The sequence below is a fragment of the Paenibacillus spiritus genome, from assembly GCF_008710135.1.
Lineage (GTDB): Bacteria > Bacillota > Bacilli > Paenibacillales > Paenibacillaceae > Paenibacillus_AQ > Paenibacillus_AQ glufosinatiresistens.
In genome coordinates, this window is record NZ_VYKK01000004.1 from 443571 (window position 1) to 466967 (window position 23397).

General features: G+C 59.5%; 22 protein-coding genes and 1 other RNA gene. 2 read left to right on the top strand and 21 right to left on the bottom strand.

What is annotated here, in order from left to right; genetic code table 11:
- Window positions 1–33: 33 nt before the first annotated feature.
- The 4 genes from F4V43_RS03850 to F4V43_RS03865 form a co-directional block, all read right to left on the bottom strand.
- Complete coding sequence (locus F4V43_RS03850) at window positions 34–738, bottom strand: lytic transglycosylase domain-containing protein (RefSeq protein ID WP_150456919.1); 705 nt, start codon at window positions 736–738, stop codon at window positions 34–36.
- A gap of 190 nt (window positions 739–928) precedes the next feature.
- Entirely contained in the window at window positions 929–1306 is a 378-nt protein-coding gene (locus F4V43_RS03855) for a hypothetical protein (RefSeq protein WP_150456920.1), read from the bottom strand.
- A gap of 9 nt (window positions 1307–1315) precedes the next feature.
- Window positions 1316–1543, bottom strand: coding sequence for a DUF1540 domain-containing protein (locus F4V43_RS03860; RefSeq protein ID WP_150456921.1), 228 nt, complete (start codon window positions 1541–1543; stop codon window positions 1316–1318).
- 158 nt (window positions 1544–1701) lie between these two features.
- Window positions 1702–2196 carry a YpuI family protein gene (locus F4V43_RS03865; protein ID WP_150456922.1) on the bottom strand — a complete coding sequence of 165 codons (495 nt, stop codon included), beginning with the start codon at window positions 2194–2196 and terminating at the stop codon, window positions 1702–1704.
- Between the two features lie 223 nt (window positions 2197–2419).
- Between F4V43_RS03865 and F4V43_RS03870 the strand changes: the two genes are divergently transcribed.
- The gene (locus tag F4V43_RS03870) at window positions 2420–4300 is read left to right on the top strand and encodes a S8 family peptidase (protein ID WP_223879762.1); all 1881 of its coding nucleotides are present in this window, start codon (window positions 2420–2422) and stop codon (window positions 4298–4300) included.
- Window positions 4301–4416: 116 nt separating this feature from the next.
- Here F4V43_RS03870 and F4V43_RS03875 read toward each other — a convergent pair whose 3' ends face one another.
- The gene (locus F4V43_RS03875; protein WP_150456923.1) at window positions 4417–5856 is read right to left on the bottom strand and encodes a PLP-dependent aminotransferase family protein; all 1440 of its coding nucleotides are present in this window, start codon (window positions 5854–5856) and stop codon (window positions 4417–4419) included.
- A 95-nt stretch (window positions 5857–5951) separates the two neighbouring features.
- Here F4V43_RS03875 and F4V43_RS03880 point away from each other — a divergent pair, with 95 nt between their 5' ends.
- Entirely contained in the window at window positions 5952–7169 is a 1218-nt protein-coding gene (locus F4V43_RS03880; protein ID WP_150456924.1) for a PLP-dependent aminotransferase family protein, read from the top strand.
- 209 nt (window positions 7170–7378) lie between these two features.
- On the opposite strand, the gene rnpB is transcribed toward F4V43_RS03880, so the two are convergent.
- From rnpB to F4V43_RS03960, 16 genes are all read right to left on the bottom strand, one after another.
- An RNA gene (rnpB, locus tag F4V43_RS03885) (RNase P RNA component class A) lies at window positions 7379–7802 on the bottom strand.
- A 64-nt stretch (window positions 7803–7866) separates the two neighbouring features.
- Window positions 7867–8985, bottom strand: a complete 1119-nt coding sequence (locus F4V43_RS03890) for a Nif3-like dinuclear metal center hexameric protein (RefSeq protein WP_150456925.1) — start codon at window positions 8983–8985, stop codon at window positions 7867–7869.
- Window positions 8961–9743 (bottom strand): tRNA (adenine(22)-N(1))-methyltransferase, encoded by a 783-nt coding sequence (locus F4V43_RS03895; RefSeq protein WP_150456926.1) that lies wholly within the window; start codon window positions 9741–9743, stop codon window positions 8961–8963. The genes F4V43_RS03890 and F4V43_RS03895 overlap by 25 nt, the downstream gene beginning before the upstream one ends.
- Window positions 9740–10564, bottom strand: a complete 825-nt coding sequence (locus F4V43_RS03900; protein WP_150456927.1) for a hypothetical protein — start codon at window positions 10562–10564, stop codon at window positions 9740–9742. The genes F4V43_RS03895 and F4V43_RS03900 overlap by 4 nt, the downstream gene beginning before the upstream one ends.
- Before the next feature lie 100 nt (window positions 10565–10664).
- A complete protein-coding gene (gene rpoD, locus F4V43_RS03905) occupies window positions 10665–11795 on the bottom strand; it encodes an RNA polymerase sigma factor RpoD (protein WP_150456928.1) in 1131 nt (376 codons plus the stop codon).
- A 41-nt stretch (window positions 11796–11836) separates the two neighbouring features.
- Complete coding sequence (gene dnaG / locus F4V43_RS03910; RefSeq protein WP_150456929.1) at window positions 11837–13657, bottom strand: DNA primase; 1821 nt, start codon at window positions 13655–13657, stop codon at window positions 11837–11839.
- A 35-nt stretch (window positions 13658–13692) separates the two neighbouring features.
- A complete protein-coding gene (locus F4V43_RS03915) occupies window positions 13693–14172 on the bottom strand; it encodes a DUF188 domain-containing protein (RefSeq protein WP_150456930.1) in 480 nt (159 codons plus the stop codon).
- Between the two features lie 186 nt (window positions 14173–14358).
- Window positions 14359–16440, bottom strand: a complete 2082-nt coding sequence (gene glyS / locus F4V43_RS03920; RefSeq protein WP_150456931.1) for a glycine--tRNA ligase subunit beta — start codon at window positions 16438–16440, stop codon at window positions 14359–14361.
- Complete coding sequence (gene glyQ, locus F4V43_RS03925) at window positions 16433–17320, bottom strand: glycine--tRNA ligase subunit alpha (RefSeq protein ID WP_150456932.1); 888 nt, start codon at window positions 17318–17320, stop codon at window positions 16433–16435. The genes glyS and glyQ overlap by 8 nt, the downstream gene beginning before the upstream one ends.
- 343 nt (window positions 17321–17663) lie before the next feature.
- On the bottom strand, window positions 17664–18419 hold the full coding sequence (gene recO / locus F4V43_RS03930) for a DNA repair protein RecO (protein ID WP_150456933.1): 756 nt from the start codon (window positions 18417–18419) through the stop codon (window positions 17664–17666).
- Between the two features lie 36 nt (window positions 18420–18455).
- Window positions 18456–18602: a YqzL family protein gene (locus tag F4V43_RS03935; protein WP_150456934.1), complete on the bottom strand. Its 147-nt coding sequence runs from the start codon at window positions 18600–18602 to the stop codon at window positions 18456–18458.
- Window positions 18603–18713: 111 nt separating this feature from the next.
- Window positions 18714–19607, bottom strand: a complete 894-nt coding sequence (era, locus tag F4V43_RS03940; protein WP_150456935.1) for a GTPase Era — start codon at window positions 19605–19607, stop codon at window positions 18714–18716.
- Window positions 19608–19784: 177 nt separating this feature from the next.
- Window positions 19785–20204, bottom strand: a complete 420-nt coding sequence (locus F4V43_RS03945) for a cytidine deaminase (protein WP_150456936.1) — start codon at window positions 20202–20204, stop codon at window positions 19785–19787.
- Window positions 20205–20255: 51 nt separating this feature from the next.
- On the bottom strand, window positions 20256–20651 hold the full coding sequence (locus tag F4V43_RS03950; protein WP_223879763.1) for a diacylglycerol kinase: 396 nt from the start codon (window positions 20649–20651) through the stop codon (window positions 20256–20258).
- Window positions 20651–21148, bottom strand: coding sequence for an rRNA maturation RNase YbeY (ybeY, locus tag F4V43_RS03955; protein ID WP_150456937.1), 498 nt, complete (start codon window positions 21146–21148; stop codon window positions 20651–20653). Before ybeY ends, F4V43_RS03950 begins: the two co-directional genes overlap by 1 nt.
- Window positions 21145–23397, bottom strand: coding sequence for an HD family phosphohydrolase (locus F4V43_RS03960; protein ID WP_150456938.1), 2253 nt, complete (start codon window positions 23395–23397; stop codon window positions 21145–21147). The genes ybeY and F4V43_RS03960 overlap by 4 nt, the downstream gene beginning before the upstream one ends.

Below are 23397 nucleotides of genomic sequence, written 5' to 3' on the forward strand. Positions count from 1 at the left end.
TTATACCGCGTATAAGATCCAAATGGATGATTTCTATTGATCTGCGTATTTCTGCCGGTTCCGCTCAATCTTGGCGATATAATCCTGCGTCTCCTTCGGCAGCCGGTCTATCTGGTCCAGCAGTTCCTGATCCGTGCTGACCCCAAGCTTGAGCACCCGGCCCGGTCCGGCATTGTAGGCGGCCAGCGCCATGTTCACCTGGCCTCCGAACCGCTTGAGCTGATAGGATAAATATTTGACTCCGCCGTCGATGTTCTGCGCCGGGTCGAAGGGATCGGAGACGCCCAGCCCTGCGGCCGTGCCGTCCATAAGCTGCATCAGCCCCTTCGCGCCCGCGGAAGATTCCACATTGGGATTGAAGGAGGATTCGGCATCGATGACCGCTTTGATAAGGTCGCCGGGAACGCCGTATTTGGCACTGGCTGCCTGAATCAAATCCTCATAATCCGTGGGACGCCCTGCCCCACCTCCGAGAGAGACGCCGGAAATGGCTCCGCTGACCGATCCGCCGGAATCCAGCCGCTGCCACAGAAGCGCATCGGTATCCAGCGTTCCCTTGGCCAGGGCCGCCGCCGTGTCCGATATTCCTTCCTTCTGTCTGCCCTCCAGCAGCTTCGCGAACTTCACTTCGCCGCCCCCTTCGGAAGCGGATGCGGACGCCGCCGCGCCGACCGAGCTTCTCAGACTGACCCATCTTAGTTGTCCCGATACTGCGGGCACTGCAGAGCTTGCATTCATGTGGATATTTCCTCCCCGCCTCATTCTACTCTTTTTATCGGACGGGACGGGGCGGGAATGAAGCTCCGGGCGGCAAGAAGACCGAACACCGACAGGAAGCCGCCTATAAGCGCCCTGATCGGAACAGGACGCTTGATAGGGCGGCTTCCCGCGGCTTTGCCGATGTCCCTCTTCCCGGAAGAGAAGGGGCTCAGCGCGTCAGAGGAACCAGTACCAGATAACTCAGACTCGACAGGATGCCCAGGCCGATCGCCCAGGCCCCGACCGTCTTCTGCTTGCGGGCATAGGCGTAGCCCCCCAGCACGATGGCGGCCGGGCCAAGAAGAATGGACCAGATGAAGAGGGAAGCGATGCCCAGTGCGAGGCCCACGTAACCGGTCGTCCGGTTCGCTTCCTGCTCCCGGGCCTTCCCTTCTTCCCGCCCGTCTGCCGTTACGCCCTGCTCCGGCGAAGACAGTGCCCCTACTTCCGCCGCGTATTCCTCGCGGTGCTCCGGCGACTTGCGCGGATAATCTACCCGGCGCGGCCGCAGTATAATCGTCTTGCGTCTCGGGTTATCGCGGTCCATGGCGCCCTCCTAGGATTTCGGCTTGAACGTCAGACAGCAGGTCGCGGAGGAGTTCGGCGCGACGTCGCGATGATTCTTATCCAGCGTCATTTCCTCGGCAAATTCTTCCTTGAAGCGGCTGCCCGTATGCTTGTCGATCTCGATGATGATCTCCTCGGCCCGGCAGATGTTGCGTTCTCCCCAATAGCTGCAGTTGCTTACGCTGCAATTGACCACCGTTTTGGCGGTATCATTCATTAGGATCACCTCGCCGGTTAATGTAACCGCAGGCTCGGCTCCTTATGCGCAGCAAGTTGTTCCGGCCAAGGCGGCGGCCCGGCTGAATCCGAAGTCTCTCGGGCGGAACAGCAAAAAACCTCCCCGGCTGGGAGGCCGAGAAGGTCATGAACGCGGCGCTACACCTGATTCTGCATGCGCCGTTCAGTCAAGTAATCATTCTCATAATAGGTAAGATCGTCCCGAAGCTCTTCATACACCTTCGTGATCTCCAGGATGATATCCCGCGCCGGGCGAACCGGCTTCTTGCGGAAACGGATGGCATCCTGCCCGGTATACGCATAGCGTCCGTCCTCGGAGTAGCTCTCGCTCTTCGGATAGAAGAAGTTGTTCACTCCGTAATGATACGTATTGTACAGCGCCTTCTGCGCAAAATCGACGTCGAACTGGGCTCTGCGAAGGGCGACGCCCAGCTTCTCGTAAGACATCTCCGAGAAGACCAGCAGATGCCGAAGGTCCGACAGAAATCCTTCATAGAAACGGGTTGCATCTTCATCGTCACCCGGATCCAGTTGAGGCAGGGCGTAGTGGTTCAGAAAAAACTCCATTTTGTCGATGGCTGATTTAAGTTTTTCTCTCGTCGTTTCGCACAGCTTCTGGACATTGGCTGACATGGCGGTGCTCCCCCTTAAAGTTCCAGCTAGTATTGGATGGTGAAGTAACATACTTCCTTGCAATAATTACGCTTTCCTGCTTATATCCTACCATAAAAACGGGACCGGCGGTATCCTTTTTGCGTCCCGCCCGTCAGGCTTTTCGGTATGCATAATTCTGCGCGGCTTCCCGCAACCTAACGGAAAGATGTCTACGCATGAATGAAAGGAGCCTGATTGATCCGTGTCCCGAAAAAATGCGGCCATCGCTCTCTCCCTGACGGCGGTTCTGGCCGTCTCCGTGCTCGCTGCCCGTCCAGACCGGAAAGGCAACACTGCCGCCCCGGAGCCCGCTCCGCCTGCACCCGCCGCCGAGCAGCAGCTCAAAAGCTCGCAGATGGACCGGGATGTCATGGCTACCCGGGCCATCGCCTCGGCCGACCTCGGCCATGATCTGGAGCGCCTGCTGGCCGTTTCCCCCGGGAGCGGCAAAGGCAAGGCCCTTCCGGACCGGGCCGCCGCGCTGCAGCGCACCCACAAGCACATCGCGATGCTGATGTGGATTGATTTTGACCTGAACCAGGTCCGAACCTTCACCTCCCGTTCCCCGAAGGGCAGCGAGGCCGAGATGAAGCAGATGCGCCGCTACCTTGCCGCCGCCAAGAAGGCGCTCAAAGCGCACCGGACGTACGAATCCCCTTCTTTCCGCGTCGGGGACCGGTCCTACCGGCTGCTCGGACAGCGCAGCGAAGACGGCCGCACCGGCGTAATCGCCCTGCTTGACCAGGACCTGCTGAGCAAGGTCGAGGAACATCAGCGCAAGAACCTCCGGCTGATTCCCTATCCCCAGGAGGGCCGCTACCGCGTGGAATCGGTCCACACCGATACGCTACGGGACATGACGGTCAAGACCGGGCACGACAACGAGAACGCCAGCCACTATTACGAGAACGAGATTGTCGTCCGCTTCCGGAACGGCCATCCGACCGGCCGGCAGCTCCGGACGATCGCCCGGGACATTCACGGGGGTAGCCCGAGAAAGATCGGGTACGCCTACATTTTTAAATCCGCCGACATGAATTTCTCGCAGCTCCGGACCTACTTCGCCTACAAATGGCATCCGCAGTATACGGAGCCTCACTATCTGTATTTAACCAATGACCGCGTCGTTGCCCAAACTTCGGATGAAATCATGCCGAACGACCTGCTCTTCTCGGCTTATCAGTGGAACCTGCCGGCGATCGAAACCGGGAAAGGCTGGGCACTTACGCGCGGAAGCGGGGACTGCATCGTAGCGGTGGTGGATACCGGGGTGCAGAAGGACCATCCCGATCTTCAGGGACAGCTGCTGAACGGTTACAATGCGGTGACGGGCGGCGGTTCGGTTCCCGATGACGATGTCGGGCACGGCACCCATGTCTCGGGCATCATCGGAGCTCTGGTGAACAACGGCGAGGGCGTGGCGGGGATTAGCTGGTACAACAAGATTTTGCCGGTAAAAGCGCTCGACGCGAGCGGCGCGGGCACGACCTATTCCGTCGCCGAAGGCATCATCTGGGCCGCCGATCACGGCGCCCGGGTCATCAACCTCAGCCTCGGCAATTACGCCGATTCGCAGTTCCTGCACGATGCCGTCAAGTATGCCTACGACCGGGATATTGTGCTCGTCTCCGCTACCGGCAACGACAATACGGAACGGCCCGGCTACCCGGCCGCCTATCCCGAGGTGCTCGCCGTCGGCGCTACCAATGCGGGGGCGGAGCGCGCCTCCTTCTCCAACTACGGCGATTACGTCGATGTCTGCGCCCCCGGCGAATCCATCGCCAGCACTTACATCGGCAGCCAGTATGCCGCCCTGTCCGGCACGTCGATGGCCAGCCCGCATGTCGCTGCGCTCGCAGGCCTGGTCCGCTCGCTGAACCCCGACCTGACGAACAAGGAGGTCGTCGAGCTGATGAAGAAGAACGCCACCGATCTCGGCTCGCCGGGCCACGATAAATACTTCGGCTGGGGACAGGTCGATATCTACCGGACCCTGGCCGCCGCAGCCGGGGAAGATACGCCCCTTCAGCTCTGGCCGCAGCGGGTGCGGGAGAAGATCCGGCGGCTTGAGAGCCGGGAGTAGACCGGGGGACCCGCAGCTTCGCTGGTCGCGCGCGGCTTATGGGCCGGTCCGAAGCGCCACAGCATGCAAGGCGCTGCGTCCGGGAGGAGGCGGCGGCTTAGCGGCCGGGCTTGCGCTTACGCCCGCGCCAGATGCCGGGCCAGCAGCGGAAGCAGCAGCCGCAGGGCCCGCTCCGTATCCGCCTCGCTCAGAATCGAGTAGCAGATTCGGATGTGGCGGGAGCGGGCTTCGTCGGTGCGGCATACGCTGCCCGGCAGAAAGGATACGCCGGCCGCTGCGGCGTCGGCGGCCAGCGCGGCCGTGTCCAGCGGCCGCGGCAGGGACAGCCACAGGCAGAGTCCGCCCTCCGGGGCGGTCCAGCCCACACCGGGCGGCGCGATTTCCGAGAGGATCCGCGCCGCCTTCTCCATGCGCCGGCGCAGCGCGGCGCGGAGCCCCGCCGCATAGGCGTCATAGCGCCCGGCGATGAAGGGCAGCAGCGCGCGCTGCGTCAGGAGCGGGCTGCCGAGATCGCTGGCGGACTTGGCCGCGATCAGCCGGGTCAGCACATCGCCGTCGGCGGCCAGAGCGGCGAGCCGGAAGCCGGGCGCCAGCATTTTGCTGAAGCTTTTGAGATAGAGCACATGCCCGTCGGTATCCAGCGATTTGATCGGGGGCGGCGGCGGGCTGCCGAAGTAGAGGTCGCTGAACGGATCGTCCTCCAAGATCAGGGCGCCGTACGCCTGGGCCACCTCCAGCAGCGCCCGCCTTCTTCGCTCGCCGAGCGTCACGCCGCTCGGGTTCTGGTACGTCGGAACGGTATAAATCAGCTTGGGCGGCCGTTCATCGCACATCCTTAGAAGCATATCCACCCGCATGCCGTCCCGGTCGGTGGGAACGAACGCCATGCGCGCGCCCCGGCCGGCCCACAGATCAATGGCCCCCGTATAGCTCGGATCCTCCAGATAGACAACATCGCCCGGCCCGACAAAAGTCCGGGCCACAAGATCAATGCCCTGCTGGGCTCCGCTGGTCACCAGCACCCGCTCCGGCTCCGCGGCAATCCCCCTTTGACGAAGATGCCGGGCCATCGTCGCCCTCAGCTCATAATCCCCTTGGAAATTCCCGTACGCCGACATCAGTTCCGGCTGCCCGGTCACCAGCTTCGCCACGCTCCCTCCAAGCTCCCGAAGCGGAAGAAGACTCTCATGAATGGCCGCCAGGTGAAGCGGATAGCGCATTTCCCGGTCATCGAAATTCCGCCACAGCTGCGCCCGGGGCAGGCAATCGTTCAGCCTCTCCTGCCAGGCATAGCCCGAACGCTCCTTCCCCGGGGCCGCCTGCTTCACATAGCATCCGATTCCGTGCCGGCGTTCAATCCAGCCCTCCCGCTCCAGCTCGGCGTACGCCTTGCCCGCCGTCACCTGACTGACACCCAGCTCGCGGGCCAGATTCCGGATCGACGGCAGCAGCGCTCCCGGCGCCAGCAGCCCGGAAGCAATGCGGTGTCCCAGCGCCTCCGCAATCTGCAACGGAAGCGGTGGGGCCCCTCCCGACCGGTCCAGTCCAATCTGCATCCTCTCCCGCCTCCCACTGTTATACCGAGCCCTTTACTGTTATAGCTTCCTGCCGCTATGATACCATCAAAATCAACGGCAAGGGAGCGTTTCTCATGAATTACCGATATTCCGCCGCAGCCCGGAACCTGGGCAGCTCAGCCGTCCGCGAGATTCTCAAGCTTACCCAAGGCGGCGACATGATCTCCCTGGCGGGAGGCCTTCCCGCCGAAGATCTGTTCCCGCTAGAAGCGGTCCGCTCCGCCTATGAGAGCGTCTTCCGGGAGGACCGCGGGGTGCTTCAGTACGGCTTGACCGAGGGCTACGCCCCGCTGCGCGGGACCATCGCCGACCGTCTTCGGCATCAGGGCATGCCCGTCTCGGCGGACGAACTCCTGCTTACGACCGGTTCCCAGCAGGCGATTGACCTAATCTGCCGAACGCTGATCGACCCCGGCGATGCCGTGCTGGTGGAGTCGCCTACATACTTGGCCGCTCTCCAGGTTCTGGGCTCGTACCGGGCGAAGATCATTCCCGTCGACGGGGATGAGCACGGCATGGACCCGGACGATCTGGAGCGCAAGCTGGCGCTCCACCGCCCGAAGCTGCTCTATGCCGTTCCAACCTTCGGCAATCCGACCGGGCATACGTGGAGCTCTGCGCGCCGGCTCGCGGTCGTTGAGGCCTGCCGGCGGCACGGCACGCCGATTCTGGAAGATAACCCGTACGGCGAATTATCCTTCGCTCCCTCCGGCCAGCTCCCGCCTCCGTCTCTCTCCGCCGTCGCCCACTCCCTCGGCTGCGGGGATCTCGTCCTCTACACCGGCACCTTCTCCAAAATCGTAGCCCCCGCCCTCCGCACAGGCTGGATCGCTGCCGACCGCTCGCTGATTGCCGTGCTGGCCCGGGCGAAGCAGGCTGCCGATCTGCACTCCGGCACGGTGGACCAGCGCGCGCTGGAGGCGCTGCTGCGGAACTTCGATCTGGCGGGCCATATCGCCGCCGTCTCTCTGGAATACGGCGTCCGCATGAAGCGCCTCTCCGCCGAGCTGGCCGCCCGCGCCTGGGAAGGCGCCGTCTGGAACGAGCCCGAAGGCGGCATGTTCCTGTGGCTGGAACTCGCTCCCGGCATCGAGACGGCGCGGCTGCTGCCGCTCGCTCTGGAGCAGGGCGTCGCCTTCGTGCCCGGCGAAGTCTTCTTCGCCGGCGAGCCCCGGCGGAATACGATGCGTCTGAACTTCACCCACACGCCGCCGGAGCGGGTTCCGGCCGCCGCGGACCGACTGGAACGGGCGCTTGCCGGCTACAGGGCTGCGGCAAGCGTACAGAGCTGAAGACACAAACGGCGCCTACGCAATCCGCAGAGCGCCGCTTTTTCCTGCACGGCAGCTATTATGGCCCATTCACCTCTCCCAAGCGATTACTCCGGCAGAATTCATCACGTTCATCCTATATATAAAAAAAACGGCGGCGCCTGCATCTGCAGCGCGCCGCCGTCTGTCCACGACGAATTCCGTTCTATTCACAATAAGCTGTTGCCAGTTAGGAAAGTCTGCCGTAAGCCGGGTTCTGTGCTTCTGGTGGTTATAACGGGAACTACCCTCCCACGTCAAGCGACAATCATCTATCTAGGCCGTACATTGCTGCACAGCTCCAGCGACCAACCCGAACGCGCCCCAGGCGAGGGCTGCCTCCTCCCTTGCGGGATCGGCGGCGTTCCATTAGGTCTTGCTCCAGGTGGGGTTTACCAGGAACGAAGTCACCAGCGTTCCTCGGGGTCTCTTACACCTCGGTTCCATCCTTGCCTGTGCGCGTTGCGCCGTGAAGCGAAGCGGCCATCGGCGGTCCATTTCTGTGGCACTATCCTTCGGCTCGCGCCGACTGGACGTTATCCAGCACCCTGCCTTGTGGAGCCCGGACTTTCCTCCCGCGGCCTCTCGGCCGCCGGCGATTGTCTGTCAAACTTTCCGAAACAACACGGTATATTATACAGACTTTTGCTTGCCGGAACAAGTGAAATATTGCCCATTTTCATTGGAACCGGAACGGCTCCGTATTAACCGCCGAAGCGAAGACCGGCGTGGCATACTTGTGCTCACCCAGCTTGCCGCTGATCCATTCCGCCACCTTCAGCTTCATGATCTTCTCGGCATTGTGTCCGGGGTCGATCAGCGCCACCCCGGCCATCAGGGCATCCTGCGCCGTATGGTAGTCGATGTCCCCGGTCACAAGCACATCGGCTCCCCGGAAGAGGGCGCTCTGCAGGAACTTGCCGCCCGAGCCGCCGAGCACGGCGGCCTTCGAGACCGTCCGGTTCAGGTCGCCGACCACGCGCACCTGGTCGACCTGCAAGCCTTTCTTCACCGTCTCGATGAATTCGGCCAGCGACACCGGCTGCTTCAGCCGGCCGACCCGGCCCAGACCGAAGCTGCGCCCTTTCAGATCCATGGAATACAAGTCATAAGCCACTTCCTCATAGGGGTGGGCTTTCAGCATGGCCTGAATCACTTTGGCGCGGACGCCCAGCGGCACAATGGTCTCGATTCGGACCTCCTCGGCCCGTTCCATCTTGCCCTGCTCGCCGATGAACGGGTCCGTGCCCTCGCGCGGAACGAACGTCCCGTATCCCTCGATATTGAAGCTGCAATGGCTGTAGTTGCCGATCCATCCCGCGCCTGCATTCAGCACGGCGTCCAGCACCTGCTGATGATGGGATTTCGGAACAAACACGACCAGCTTGGACAGGCGTTCCGTATGAATATCTTTCAGCGGAGCTACGCCCTCGGTAATGCCGAGCGCCTCCGCCATCCAGTCGTTCATCCCGCCTTCGGTTACATCGAGGTTCGTATGACTGATATAGACGGCGATGTCGTGCTTGATCAGCTTCTCGTACAGGCGGCCCATCGGCGTATCCGTCTGAAGCTGCTGAATCGGCCGGAAGATGATGGCATGATGGGCAATAATCAGGTTGCAGCCGTGGGCAATCGCCTCTTCTACGACCTCATCCGTCACATCCAGCGCAACCAGCACCCCGGTGATTTCTTTCTGAAGACTTCCGAGCTGCAGACCGATCTTGTCGCCTTCCTCGGCCACATGCTTCGGAGCCAGCTGTTCCATGTACTGAATTACAGTCTGTCCTTTGGCAAGCATTCCAGCACCTCCGCGATCTTCCGGATGCGCGCTTCCAGTTCAGCGGATTTCTCCTCGGCAGCTCCCTGCTCCGAACGGGAGAGCGATTCCCGGATTTTCTTCAGTTTGTCGATTTCGCTTCGCCATTTGGCTTCAAAAATCTCCCCGCCGCTGCGCAGCAGCCAGGGCCCCATCAAATACTTTATTTCCCGGTCAATAATCGGACCGTTTCCGTCCGCCAAGGTGCTGTCTGCGTACAGCCCGGCGCCGTACGGAGCAGCTTCCGCTGCGGACGGAATCGCAGCCAGCACCTCATAAATCTTGCCGTCTTCCTCCAGAATCCGTTCGCCCGTCAGCAGCCAGCCGTTTCGGTCCAGCCACCTGCGGACGATATCCTCGCCGACATTCGGCTGAAGCAGCAGCTGCTTCACCCCGTTCAGCTTGCCGGCGGCAGCGCCCCGCTCCAGAATGGACGCGATCAGCCCGCCGCCCATGCCGGCAATCGTAATGCAGTCGGCCTCGCCGGCCTCCACCACGTCCAGCCCGTCTCCGCGGCGCACCTCCACGGCTGCGCCAAGGCCTGTCTCCGCCACAGTCCGCCGCGCGGCCTCATAGGGCCCCGGATTCACCTCTCCGGCGATGGCCCGGACCGCTCGGCCTTCCTGTACCGCAGCCGCCGGAAGAAGCGCATGGTCCGATCCGATATCGGCCAGCACACTCCCCGTCGGAATCTGCTCCAGCAGCTGTGCCAGCCGCCGCGATAATTTGACAATGCTCATGTTGTTACCCACACCATCCATTTCTTCCGAAATCCAAAAAGCAGCGCCAGCCCGATCCCGATTTTGGCGATGAGCAGCGTCGGCAGCCAGTCCGGTTCCGTGCCGCGCAGCACCAGGCTGTCCAGCTCAGGCATCAGCCACAGCGCCGCCCCTACCGCAAAATACACGCCGGCGATTCCGCTGATCCGGTGATGGAGAAGCCAGCTCAGCCAGATCATCAGCACACAGAGCGGAAGCCAGAGCAGCTGGAGCTCGGCAATTCCCGCATCCGGACGCACACTCCCGAAGAATTCCGCATAGAGCAGGCAGAGAGCGCCGTAGCCGGCGAACTGCAACAGCCCGATTCGCATGCCGAATCCGAGGATGCACCACAGGAGTCCGCACAGGGCCAGCAGCGAAGGCTTCCAGTAAGGCGCGGTTAGATCATGAAGTCCGATCATCCAGATACCGAAGAGGAGCGTCAGCAGGCTTCCGATCCCCGCCAGAATCAGACTGAAATTCGGTTCACGGACCCGAAGAACGCCGGCATACCCGTAGCACACCACCAAAATCGATATCGCTGTCGCGATTTGCAAACCCCAGGGAAAAACGCTAAAATAAAAGCCAATTAACAAAATCAAGGAAATTACGCCAAAACCAAACAGCCAGACTTTAATGCTGCCCTGCTCCAGATTTCGCAGCGAAATGGGGTTCCCGCCGCGCTCCCGGCCTTCCTCATCGTACAGATTAGTTAGAAAGTCGCAGTATTGCTCCGGCAGCAGCTTGCTCCGGCGCCAATACTGAATTTCACGCAAGATCGTTTCCCGCTTCTCCGTATTCAAGGGCACGTCCCCCAACTTTCGCATCTACTAGAGTTCCGGTTAAGTTCCGGTTACGACAAGACCTCCTGCCGCATGCAGCAGAAGGTCAGAACAATCGCCTTTATTCGAGAAAATCCTTCAGCCGCTTGCTGCGGCTCGGATGACGGAGCTTGCGAAGCGCCTTCGCTTCGATCTGACGGATGCGTTCGCGCGTTACGCCGAATACCTTGCCCACTTCTTCCAGCGTCCGGGTGCGTCCGTCGTCCAGCCCGAAGCGGAGACGAAGCACATTCTCCTCGCGCTCGGTCAGCGTATCGAGCACATCCTCCAGCTGTTCTTTGAGCAGCTCATAGGCTGCCGCGTCGGCCGGAGCCAATGCTTCCTGATCCTCAATGAAGTCGCCCAGATGCGAATCGTCCTCTTCCCCGATCGGGGTCTCCAGCGATACCGGCTCCTGCGCAATCTTCATGATTTCGCGCACCTTCTCTACGCTCAGCTCCATCTCCGCCGCAATTTCTTCCGGCGTGGGTTCGCGCCCGAGTTCCTGCAAGAGCTGCCGGGATACCCGAATCAGCTTGTTGATCGTCTCCACCATGTGAACCGGAATCCGGATCGTACGCGCCTGGTCGGCAATCGCCCGGGTAATGGCCTGACGAATCCACCAGGTGGCATACGTACTGAATTTGAAGCCTTTGTTATGGTCGAATTTCTCGACCGCCTTGATCAGACCCATATTGCCTTCCTGAATCAGATCAAGGAACAGCATGCCGCGGCCGACATAGCGCTTGGCGATGCTGACAACCAGACGCAGGTTCGCTTCGGCGAGCCGGCGCTTGGCCTCTTCGTCCCCGTTCTTGATCCGCATAGCCAGTTCGACCTCGTCGTCTGCGGACAGCAGCGGAACGCGGCCGATTTCCTTCAGATACATGCGCACCGGGTCATTGATCTTGATGCCGGGCGGCAGCGACAGATCGTCGTCAAAGCTGAAGTCGTCGCTGTCGTTGTTCTCGTTGTCCTCGCTTGGACGCAGATTCACTTCTTCGTCGTTATCGTTGACCACCTCGATGCCGAGATCGCTGAGCTGCTCATAGAACTCATCCATCTGTTCGGGGTCCTGATCGAATGGCGATAACTTCTCCATAATATCCTTGATGTTCAAGGATGACCGTTTCTTGCCCTGCTCAATAAGCTGATCCTTAACCTGGTCGAGCGTAAATTCCGTCTCCAGTTCCGTATGCTGATCGTTCGCCATTATACGACTCCCTCCTCCCTAGCTGCCTGCTGACTGAACGTTTATTGTCGCTCTAGGGCTATAATCTCACTTGCAATTTGAGCCGCGCGCAAAAAATCGCCGGCTCGCTCCGCCCGGATCATCTCTTCCCGCTTCTGCTCCATCTGCCGCTGCACCGGGTACTTCCGCACTTCGCGGATGCAGTCGTCCAGAACCTGGGGATTCCATGCCGGCGGCGATTCCATCATGGCTATGGAGGCAGCGGTCTTCTCCAGCTTGTCGTCCTGAAGCGAGGACAAAAAGCGGCTCAGATCCGGCTGCTTGCCTTGCGCATAATAAGCATATAGATAAGCGGCCAAAGCCGCATGATCCTCGATGTTGAATGCATCGCCAAGGCGTTCATTCACATAAGCGGCGGCGTCCGCGTCCTGGAACATGACAGCCAGAAGACTGCGTTCCGCCGCATGATAGGCCGGCAGCAGGGCTCGCTTCTGCACCTGCTCTTTTTTATGCCTACCATTATTCCACCTTTTGTCGTTATTATCCCCTTCGGGAATGTTTTTTTGCAGAGAGGCCCGCAGCAGATTGCAGTCCTGCTTCAGACTCTCGTAACTTAGATTCAGTTCGGTTGCAATCTCCTTGAGATAGACCTCCCGTTCGGTCGACGACGGCAGCGCGGCGATGATCTCCAGCGCCTCCTTAACATAGGCAATCTTGCCGTCTTCCTCTAGGAGTATATGGCCTTTTTTCAGATATATAAGCTTAAATTTCACCGTGGAAACAGCGGCATGAATGACCTGATCCATGAAGCGTTCCCCGCCGTAGCGGCCAATAAATTCGTCGGGGTCCAGCCCGCTCGGCAGTACGGCGATCTTGACCCGCAGACCGACATTCTCCAGCATCGGAATCGACTTCATCGCAGCGGCCTGTCCGGCTTTGTCGCCGTCGTAAGCGACCACCACTTCATCCGCCAGCGTCTTCATCAGCGCCGCATGGCCTTCCGTCAGAGAGGTGCCCATAGTCGCCACGCCGTTGTGCACGCCCGCTTCCCAAGCCGAAATGACATCCCCGTATCCTTCGAACAGAACGATTTGCCGCGTCTTGCGGATGGAGGCTCTGGCTTGATGCAGGTTGTACAGCAGCCGGCTCTTGTTGAACAGTCTGCTCTCCGGCGAGTTCAGGTACTTGGGCTGTCCTTCGCCCAGAATACGGGCGGCGAACGCCACGGTCTTGCCCGTGCGGTTGGCGATCGGAAAAATAATGCGGCCCCGGAATCGGTCCACATAGCCCCGGCCTTCGCTTCTTGCCGACAGCAGTCCGCCCCGTTCCATTTCGGCCAGATCGAAGCTCCGCTTCTCCAGAAACTGCTGAAGGGTATCCCAGCGGTCCGGTGCAAAGCCGATCTGGAACTGGTCAATCATCTTGTCGCTGAAGTTGCGGCTCCGCAAGTAAGCCATCGCTTCTTTGCCGTATTCCGTGTTCTTCAGCAGAAAATGATAGAACTTGGCCGACAGGTCATAAGCCTGAAGCAGCCGATCCCGCTCGGGATCGGGCGCGGCATGTCCGCCGGACGGGCCGTCAGGTACAGCGATATCGCTCTCGTCGGCCATAATCCGGACGGCCTCGGGAAAGGACAAGCCTTCAATCTCCATACGGAACTTGATGGCATTGCCTCCCATGCCGCAGCCGAAACAGTGGAACACTCCGCGGTCGGGCGTCACAGTAAAAGATGGGGTGCTCTCCGAATGGAAAGGGCACAATCCCCATAAATATTTGCCCCGCTTCGTCAGGTGAACGACCTTTCCTACTGTTTCGACAATATCATGTCTGGCCAGTACGCTCTCGATGACCTCTTCGGGAATGCTCCCGTGTCCGCTTGCCAATACAAACCACCTTCATCTCAAATAAATAGTATTCGCTATGGCTGGACATTTTCCTGCAACCGGGATAAAAGATTTGTCAGTTTATGTTGAAAAAATAGTTTCTCCCCCGCCGTAAGCGGCTTGGGGCCTTTGCCGTAGCGTCCGCTGCGGCGTTCCTTGGCTCTGGCGTGCCGGCCTTCCAGCATCATATCCATGTTGTCGTCGCCGTAGACAATCCCGCGAAACGACAGACACAGGCACTTCTTGCCGAGCGCCAGCGCCGCCAGGCCGTAATCATTCGTCAGCACAAGATCGCCGGGCTTCATCCGGTTGGCGATATAGAGATCGGCACTCTGATCCCCGCTGTCGACGCGGACAATCTCCACTCCCTCTTCCCTCTGAAGTTCGTGGTTGTAGGAAGAGACCATGATCACCGGAACCCCGGCCGTGCGGGCCGCTTCGGCGATTTCGCTTTTGACCGGACAGGCATCTCCGTCTACCAGCACCATCTGGTTCGAGGATCTGGAATGGGCCATCTTCTCAGCCACCGCCGTTTCCCGTGTAATATATATACGCGCCGCCTTTCCCAAAATCCTTCAAGATCAACAAGGTCCGGGAAAAGCGTAAATACGGAACGGCTCCTCCGGCTTGCGCCAGGCACCGTTCCGTATATTTATACCCCAAAGTGTTCCGTGCTACCAATTCCCGCTAATGGACGGGTATTACCAGACCAATTTGCCGAAATCGGCAAAGCGCTTCAGGTCGGCGTCGATGCCCGACAGCAGGGCCAGACGGTTGCGGCGAACCGCATCGTCCTCGGCCATAACCATGACGGAATCGAAGAATGAGGTGACCGCTTCCTTCAATCCGGACAGAAGCCGGAGCGCTTCGGCGGCATCCTTAATTTCCAGCGCCTTGGCGTAAGGAATGCGCAGGGACTGCCATCCTTCATAGAGCGCTTGTTCAGCCGGATCATCAAAGACGCCGGTATCCACCGCATCGCCGCTCTCCGCCTTGGCGGCCAGATTGCTGACGCGCGTGAAGGAATCCACAGTAGCTTTGAAATCATCCTGCGAGGCTATCGTCTCCGCCAGCGCCCGGCTTCTGGCTACCACTGCCGCGATATCGTCATAACCGGCCGACATGGCCGCATCCACGACATCATAGCGAATTCCCAGATCGGACAACAGGCGCTTCACGCGAAGGCCGAAGAACTCGTATAAGTTTATACGCAGTTCATTTGCAGAAAGTTTCAAATTACGGACATTTTCATGCACGTCGACGGCAATATCAAAAATGTCGCCCAGCTCGATTTCCAGACCGCGCTCCAGAACGATCTGCACAATGCCTGCGCTCTGGCGGCGCAGCGCGTAAGGGTCCTGCGATCCGGTCGGAATAATCCCGATCGAGAAGCAGCCGACGATCGTGTCGATCTTGTCCGCAATGCTGACCAGAGCTCCCGCTTCCGTGGAGGGCACATCGTCTCCGGCAAAGCGCGGCTGATAGTGCTCGAACACGGCCTTGGCAATCGTCTCCGGCTCTCCGGCCTTGCGGGCGTAATCTTCGCCCATCGTCCCCTGCAGTTCAGGGAACTCATATACCATTTGTGTGACAAGATCGAACTTGGCGATGTCCGCAGTCCGCGATACTTCGGCCGCTGCCGTATCCGTAACCTGCAGCTTCGCTGCCAGCTTGTCGGCGATGGCGCGAATCCGGCGGACCTTGTCGCCCACGCTGCCGAGCTCTTCATGGTAGACAATCGTTTCGAGCTTGGCCAGCGCATCCCCGATCTTCAGCTTCTGGTCTTCTTCATAGAAGAACTTCGCGTCGGACAGCCGGGCACGCAGCACCTTCTCATTCCCTTTTGCAATGACGTCCAGACTCTCGGCATTGCCGTTGCGGACGGTTACGAAGAAGGGCAGCAGCTTGCCGGAAGCATCCAGAACCGGGAAATAACGCTGATGCTCGCGCATGGAAGTGATCAGCACTTCCTGCGGAATATCAAGGAACGACGGATCGAACGTGCCGAAGAGCACGGTCGGCGTTTCGACCAGGAACAACACCTCTTCAAGCAGGTCTTCCTTGATGGCAATCGTCCATGCTTTATCATCGGCCAGTTGATGAATCTGGTTAAGAATCATCTGCTCCCGTTCTTTTACATCGGCGATGACATGCTGGGCGCGCAGGCTCTCCACATATTCCGCAGCCGATCCGATTACGGCTTCTTGTCCGAGGAAGCGGTGTCCCCGGCTGACCCGGTCTGCCCGGACGCCTGCCACCGACAGATCGATCACATCCTGGCCGAAGAGGGCCACGATCCAGCGGATCGGACGAACGAACTTGATCTCATGCGCTCCCCAGCGCATATTCTTCGGGAAGGTCATGGCGGAGACGATGCCGCTCAAGCCCTCTCCCAGCAGGGAAGCCGTCTCTACCCCCTGGCTGCTCTTGGTGGCGTAGACGTACTCTACGCCCGCCAATTCCCGGAAGGTGAACTGTTCCGGCGAGACGCCCTGGCTTCGGGCGAAGCCGAGAGCGGCTTTGCTCCAGCCGCCGCTTTCGTCCAGCGCGATTTTGCGGGAAGGTCCCTTGACTTCTTCATTCACATCATCCTGCTTGTCGGCCACTTCCTTGACCCGTACGGCCAGACGGCGCGGGGTTGCGTAGGCCGTTACCTCGCCGTGGGCGATGCGGGAAGCCTCCAGCCACTTGACGGTCCGCTCCTGGAGCTGATCCATGGCGGCGCGGAGGAAGCGGGCCGGCACTTCTTCCAGCCCGATTTCAAACAGCAGATCTTTAGGCATGGGACGCACCTTCTTTCTTCAGAAGCGGGAAGCCGAGCTTCTCGCGTTCCTCTACATAAGTCGCGGCTACCTGGCGGGCCAGGTTCCGGACGCGGGTAATAAAGCCGGTCCGTTCGGTTACGCTGATCGCGCCGCGCGCGTCCAGCAGGTTGAAAGTATGGGAGCATTTCAGCACATAGTCATAAGCCGGGAAGACCAGATGGCGGTCCATGGCCCGCTTGGCTTCCGCTTCATACGTATTGAACAGATTGAACAGCATCTGCACATCCGAGACCTGGAACGTATACGTCGAGTGCTCAACCTCGGCCTGATGGAAGACATCTCCGTAGGTCAGACCGTCTACCCACTCCAAGTCGAACACATTCTCCTTCTCCTGGATATAAGAAGCCAGCCGCTCCATGCCGTAAGTAATCTCCACGGCCACCGGATGGGTCTCGATTCCGCCGACCTGCTGGAAATACGTGAACTGCGTAATCTCCATGCCGTCCAGCCATACTTCCCAGCCGAGTCCGGCACAGCCGAGCGACGGATTCTCCCAGTTGTCCTCGACGAACCGGATGTCGTGCAGCAGCGGATCGACGCCGAGCGCCTTCAGACTGTCCAGATACAGCTCCTGAATGTTGTCGGGGGACGGCTTGATGATGACCTGGAATTGGTGATGCTGATACAGCCGGTTCGGGTTCTCCCCGTAGCGGCCGTCGGACGGACGGCGGGAAGGCTCGACATAGGCGACTCTCCACGGCTCCGGACCGAGCGAGCGGAGGAAGGTCATCGGGTTCATCGTTCCTGCACCCTTCTCCGTATCGTAAGGCTGCACGATGATGCAGCCCTGTCCGCCCCAGAATTCCTGAAGCGTCAAAATCATCTGCTGAAAGTTCATGCTTACCACTCCTTCGGCTCAAATCTTGGTTCAGACTTATGGAGGCGCCAAAAAAGCTCCCGCCCCCATGCCTGATCAACAGACATAGGGACGAGAGCTGTAATCTCCCGCGGTTCCACCCTACTTGATTTTAGCGACAGAGAAGACTGAACCATCCGGATCTTCCGCCGCAAAATCCACTTTCACGTTACTGCTACCGCGCTCCCGGGCGCCCTTTCGCCTGCCTGTCGTCCGCCGGGCTCCCACTCTCCCCGACTCGCTGTCTACCGGACACTCAAGGCCGCTACTTTCCCGTTCACCGCGCGTCATATGGAATCTATATTAGCGCATCCGGCTCCGTCCGTCAAACCCCGTATTTGTCGAGCTGGTCGAGGAAGTTTCTCGATTTCAGCTTCAGCCCCAGCTGCACATCCATGAAGGACCGCATAATGGCCTTCAGCTCATCCCGCGTCTCCTTCTTGACGTCCACGCTGCCGAGCCGGGTCAGATCCAGCTTCGCGAACAGACGAAGCAGCTTGAGTGCCTTCGGCGAGACAGCCGGGGCGGCAGGGTCGTTATGCCGGCAGCGGCGGCAGAGCATTCCCCCGAGCCCCGCGCTGATGCGCACGTCTTCATCCTTCTCCTGCGCGCCGCAGAGCACGCAGTTCTCCAGTTCCGGGCCGTAGCCGGCGGCCTGAAGGATTTTCATCTCGTAGACATTAAGAATAATATCGGGTTCCTTGTCTTCGTCAAGCGCCGTCAGACAGGCGGAGAGCTGCCGGAACCAGAACGGTCCGCTCTCCTCTTCATGAAGCACACGGTCCAGCAGTTCGCAGGCATAGGAAGCGTAAGCCGCTTTGGTGAGATCCTCGCGCAGCCCGTGGTGGGATACGATGATCTCGCCCGCATTCAGCGTTCCAAGCCCGCTGTTGCCGCGGAAGAATACGTATTGTCCCAGCGTGAACGGCTGAATGAGGGCCGAATGCCGGCTCTTCGCCTTCTTCGCCCCTCGGACCAGCACGCCTATCTTGCCCGCGTTCTCGGTACAAAGCGTAATGATCGCATTCCCTTCTCCGTAGTCCATGCTGCGGAGGACGATCCCTTCCACTCGGTGTAGCACATCTCTTCCTCCAGCCACTGGGCCGGCAACCGGTCCCTACCGGGCTTCTTCATCATAGACGATCGGTTCCTCCTCCGCCGGTTCTTCCGCTGCCGCGCCGGCGGCTTCGGCCGCCTGCCGGTACAGCAAGTAAGATTCGACATCACCGGTCTTTGCAAAATACTTCCACGAAAAATCTCGCATCGTATTCATCCCCCTTCGCCAAACGCGATGTCTCTTTGACTTAGGATGGAACGAAGGGACCGGATCTATCCGTGCAAATCCTGCCAGCGGCCAAGGAAGCGGCGGGGCCGCTTATACGTCTTTGTGGAAGCCCAGGTCGCGCAGGACGCGTTCCTGGTTGCGCCAGTCTTTTTTCACTTTCACCCATAATTCCAGGTAGATCTTCGAGCCGAGCAGGTTCTCGATATCCGTGCGCGCCCGCCGTCCGACCTCTTTCAGCATGGCCCCCTGCTTGCCGATGATAATGCCCTTCTGGGAGTCCCGTTCGACAAAAATAACCGCGCCGATATGAACGACGCCGTTGTTCTCCACGCGCATATCTTCAATGGCGACGGCAATGGAATGCGGAACCTCTTCCCGGGTCAGGTGCAGAATCTTCTCGCGGATGAGCTCGGCGATTACAAACTGTTCGGGATGATCGGTTACCTGGTCTTCCGGGTAATATTGCGGGCCTTCCGGCAAATACTTCTGGAGCTGCTTCAGGAGAGTATCGACATTGCTTCCCGCCTTGGCGGAGATTGGAACCACCTCGGCGAACGGATGCAGCTTGCTGTACTCGGTAATGAGCGGCAGCAAGGCTTCCGGCTCCAGCTTGTCGATCTTGTTCATCACCAGAATGACCGGGGTCTTCAGCCCCTTGAGCTGCTCGGCGATATAGCGGTCGCCTCCGCCGAGTCCGTCGGCGGCGTCGATCAGGAACAGCACCGCTTCCACCTCGTTCAGCGTGCTCATCGCCGTCTGATTCATATAGTCGCCAAGCCTGGACTGGCGTTTGTGAATGCCCGGCGTGTCCAGGAATACAATCTGCGATTGGTCCTTTGTGTAGACGCCGTGAATTTTATTGCGGGTCGTCTGCGGCTTGTCCGACATGATCGCGATCTTCTGACCGATCACCTGGTTCATCAGCGTCGACTTCCCGACATTCGGTCTGCCGATAATGGCGACAAAACCGGATTTAAATGCCATCAATTTCTTCCTCCTCGTCAATGCCTTGCCTGTGAGCCCTGCACTTGTCCAACCATCATACCAGACGGAACAGACCGATTCAATGCAGACGGCAGCACGTCAATCCGCCTCCGGAACGGCCTCGCAAAAAACAACCCCCGCCATATTAAGGAGGGGGTTGGAGGTTCAAAGATGAAGTCAGGCGTCCTTCTGTCCCTGCCGAAGCTCATCCGGTCCAAAGGCGCCCGGAAGGAGATCGCGAATCGTCGTCTCCCGGATATCGCCCTTCATGTTCCCGAGATACACCGGCATGTCAGGGTCGCAGAGCTCCAGCATCACCTGGCGGCAGACGCCGCAGGGCGTAATCGGCTGATCCGTATCGCCGACCACCGCCAGCGCCTTGAAGGAACCCGGCGCCAGTCCCTGGGAGATTGCGCTGAAGAGCGCGCTTCGTTCCGCGCAGTTGCCGGCGCTGTAGGCCGCATTCTCGATGTTGCAGCCGTGGTAGACCTGTCCGTCCCGCCCCAGCAGCGCGGCGCCAACGCCGAAGCGCGAGTATGGAATGTAGGCCTTGGCCCGGGCTTTGATCGCTTCCTGTAGCAGTGTCGTGGAATCCATGGGTCATTCCTCCTGATTCGCTTAAATGACTTCAATGAGTCGTACTCCCGATTATGACACAATCCCTGCAATCCAGTCTATCACCGGACGGTAGAAGACATAAATCCCCGCTGCGACAGCGAACAGCGCCGTCAGGAGCACAGCGCCGGCGGCGGTATCCTTGGCAGCCTTGGCAAGCGGGTGAATCTCCGGCGACGCAAGATCGACTGCCGCCTCGATCGCCGTATTGAGAAGCTCTGCGGACAGCACCAGCGTAACGGCCAGCAGCAGCAGCATGACGTCCCGGCCCGGCACCCGGAAGAAGGCGGCCGCAGCCAGGACCACAACCGCAACGACGCTATGGACCCTCATATTCTGCTCCGAACGGTACGCCTGGACAATGCCCTGCGCGGCATAGCGGAAAGAATGCAGAAACCGCTTGATTCCGGTCGCCTCCGGCTTGGGCATCAGCGCGTCAGCCCCACCTGGGACAGCACCTGCTCCTGCTTGCCCATCATGACCGCTTCTTCCGCTTCCGTCCCGTGGTCGTAGCCCATCACATGCAGGAAGCCGTGGACGAAGAGAAAGCCCAGCTCCCGCTCCAGCGAATGCCCGTATTCTTCCGCCTGCTCCCGGGCGCGCGTTACGGAGATAATGACATCCCCCAGCAGCTCCGGAATGTCGCCGTCTTCGCCGTTCTCATCCACCTCATATACGATATCCGGTTCGCCTTCTCCCGATTCGTTCATAGCAAAAGACAGTACATCCGTCGGACGGTCGATCCCCCGGTACTCCCGGTTCAGTTCATGAATCCGCTCATTGTCAACGAAGGTAAGATCCAGCTCTCCGCTGTCCACGCCTTCCATTTCGGCGGCCTTCTGCAAAATTTGTTCGAGCAGGGCAATCAGCTCTTCGCCAATCTCCATTTCATTTTGTTCATTGTTCCATACCAGCTCCAGGCTCATGCTTCAGCCGCCCCCTCTTCTTTTTTGGGCTTCTTGGCTTCCTCCGGATACTCGATCCGGGAATGGAAGATTCCCATAACCGTCTCTTTCAGCGTCTTGGCGATAATGTCCAGCTCGCGCAGCGTCAGGTCGCATTCATCGAACTGATGATCGTCCAGCCGGCTCTTGATAATCCTCTCGATCATGGTCTCTACCTGCCCGACGGTCGGGCTGCGGAGCGAGCGGACCGCTGCTTCCACACTGTCCGCAATTCCGATGACCGCGGCTTCCTTGGACTGAGCCTTCGGTCCGGGATAACGGAAGTCGTCCTCGGTGAAATCCGGCGCCAGCCCTTTCTCTTCCGCCTGACGGAGCGCTTTATGATAGAAATAGTGCAGGAATGTTGTGCCGTGATGCTGCTCCGCGATATCGCGAATCGGCTTGGGCAGCTTGTACTCTCTCAGCATCTCCACGCCGTCGCGGGCGTGGGCGACAATGATCGACTTGCTGAGAGAAGGGTCGATCGAATCATGCGGATTCTCCATATTGTTCTGATTCTCGATGAAGTAGAACGGACGCTTCGTCTTGCCGATGTCGTGATAGTAGGAGCCGACCCGGCAGAGCAGCCCGTCCGCCCCGATGGCTTCCGCCGCCGCTTCCGACAGATTGCCGACCATCACGCTGTGGTGATACGTTCCCGGCGTCTCTGTAAGAAGCTTGCGCAGAAGCGGATGATTCGGATTGGAGAGCTCCACCAGCTTAAGCGCCGACAGAATGCCGAACGTCGTCTCGAAGAAAGGCATCAGTCCGATGACCAGTACCGAGGTCAGGAGCCCGCCCGTCAAGGCAAAGCCTACTGCGTACAAGGTATCCATCTCTTTCCAGGCCGAGTTGCCCAGAAGGAAGAGCGCGAACACCGTCAGTGCACCGGTCAGGCTTGCGAGAATGCCGCCTTTCAGCACCGTAGACCGTTGGCCTGCCCGGTGCGTCGCGAACACGGCCACATAAGAAGTGACGAGTGCAAAGAAACCGTAGTTGAAATCAAACACCGTGTTCTGCTGAACGTTCAGGACAATGCTGGCGATCAGGGCGAACAGCGTGGAACAGAAATAGGCCAGCGACACATCGAGCAGCAGCGCAACCAGCAGCGCCCCTACGGAGACGGGAGCCAGGTAGCCGATGAAATGGCGGGCGTCGCTCTGAAGCACCGCAATAATCCGAAGCGAAACGATGGTGATGAAGAAGACCAGAAGCAGCATGAGCAGCTGGGCGTTGTTGTATTTAAATCCTTTATAGTCCAGATGGCGGATATACATCAGCAGACCGACGGCGAGAATAGCCGACAGAAGGAACAGACCGAGCTCCGGCCAGTAGTTGACCTCATTGTTGAGCAGACCGTTCTCGTCCAGCAGCTTGTACAGCTCGGGCGTGATCTTCTCGCCCTTGGCGACCAGCACATCCCCCTGCTCGATGTATACCGGCGGCGTGTTCTCCCGGGCTTTCACTTCCGCTTCCTTCGTCGCGTCCTCATCGTAGAACTTGTTGGCCGTAATAGCCAGCCGGGCCAGCTCCTGCACGACTTCCCGGGCCGTCCGCTGCGACAGCGAACTGATGCTGACCTGCTCGGCGACTTTGGCCCGCGCGGCATCGGCATCGACAATCTGGTCGTTCATCAGCTTGCTGACAATATCCCGGGCCACCGGCTTCATCTCGATGATATCCTGGGAAGTCAGCCGGGGAATCTTGATATACGTCTCTTCAGGAATCGTATAGGTCTGTTCCTTGATCTTCGTCTGCATCTCCTGCAGAAGATGATCGGAGTACGAACCCGCCGAACGGCTGGAGGCCACAAAATTCAGAATGAAATCGCTGGCCCGCTTCGGAATCTCCTCCCGGTAGATGGCCGTCTTGTCGCTCTGGGAGATTGAATCATCCTGATTGAGCCGGTCGATCCGGTCCAGCAGCGACGTAATCAGATTCTCCGCCCGAAGCGGAATAATCTGATACTTCGGCTGAACGCTCTCGGCCGCTTCTTCCTGCGCTTTCAGCGTCGCCTTCTTGTCCTGAATCTGGACAGGCGCCGTAATTTCCTTGGCGCTCAGCGCGCCCTCCTTGATATCGTAGCGTTTCGGCAGCAGGTCCGGCGACATGCTGAAGTAGAACATCAGACCCAGCAGAAAAAACAAAGCATAGCGCGTTGCCGCGCTATACTTCCATCCGTTGTTGTTGTATTTGAATCCGCTGAATTTACCGGGCTGTGGCGAAGGCAT

Bases quoted from the DNA above. Each gene is read 5' to 3' on its own strand.
- F4V43_RS03865 (WP_150456922.1), bottom strand. From the start codon at position 2,196: ATGTCAGCCAATGTCCAGAAGCTGTGCGAAACGACGAGAGAAAAACTT.
- F4V43_RS03850 (WP_150456919.1), bottom strand. From the start codon at position 738: ATGAATGCAAGCTCTGCAGTGCCCGCAGTATCGGGACAACTAAGATGG.
- era (WP_150456935.1), bottom strand. From the start codon at position 19,607: ATGGCATTTAAATCCGGTTTTGTCGCCATTATCGGCAGACCGAATGTC.
- rpoD (WP_150456928.1), bottom strand. From the start codon at position 11,795: ATGGCGAACGATCAGCATACGGAACTGGAGACGGAATTTACGCTCGAC.
- F4V43_RS03875 (WP_150456923.1), bottom strand. From the start codon at position 5,856: ATGCAGATTGGACTGGACCGGTCGGGAGGGGCCCCACCGCTTCCGTTG.
- F4V43_RS03895 (WP_150456926.1), bottom strand. From the start codon at position 9,743: ATGAGCATTGTCAAATTATCGCGGCGGCTGGCACAGCTGCTGGAGCAG.
- F4V43_RS03960 (WP_150456938.1), bottom strand. From the start codon at position 23,397: ATGCCTTCGCCACAGCCCGGTAAATTCAGCGGATTCAAATACAACAAC.
- ybeY (WP_150456937.1), bottom strand. From the start codon at position 21,148: ATGAGCCTGGAGCTGGTATGGAACAATGAACAAAATGAAATGGAGATT.
- glyS (WP_150456931.1), bottom strand. From the start codon at position 16,440: ATGCCTAAAGATCTGCTGTTTGAAATCGGGCTGGAAGAAGTGCCGGCC.
- F4V43_RS03880 (WP_150456924.1), top strand. From the start codon at position 5,952: ATGAATTACCGATATTCCGCCGCAGCCCGGAACCTGGGCAGCTCAGCC.
- F4V43_RS03915 (WP_150456930.1), bottom strand. From the start codon at position 14,172: ATGGCCCATTCCAGATCCTCGAACCAGATGGTGCTGGTAGACGGAGAT.
- F4V43_RS03945 (WP_150456936.1), bottom strand. From the start codon at position 20,204: ATGGATTCCACGACACTGCTACAGGAAGCGATCAAAGCCCGGGCCAAG.
- F4V43_RS03860 (WP_150456921.1), bottom strand. From the start codon at position 1,543: ATGAATGATACCGCCAAAACGGTGGTCAATTGCAGCGTAAGCAACTGC.
- glyQ (WP_150456932.1), bottom strand. From the start codon at position 17,320: ATGAACTTTCAGCAGATGATTTTGACGCTTCAGGAATTCTGGGGCGGA.
- F4V43_RS03855 (WP_150456920.1), bottom strand. From the start codon at position 1,306: ATGGACCGCGATAACCCGAGACGCAAGACGATTATACTGCGGCCGCGC.
- F4V43_RS03935 (WP_150456934.1), bottom strand. From the start codon at position 18,602: ATGCGAGATTTTTCGTGGAAGTATTTTGCAAAGACCGGTGATGTCGAA.
- F4V43_RS03890 (WP_150456925.1), bottom strand. From the start codon at position 8,985: ATGCTTGCCAAAGGACAGACTGTAATTCAGTACATGGAACAGCTGGCT.
- F4V43_RS03950 (WP_223879763.1), bottom strand. From the start codon at position 20,651: ATGCCCAAGCCGGAGGCGACCGGAATCAAGCGGTTTCTGCATTCTTTC.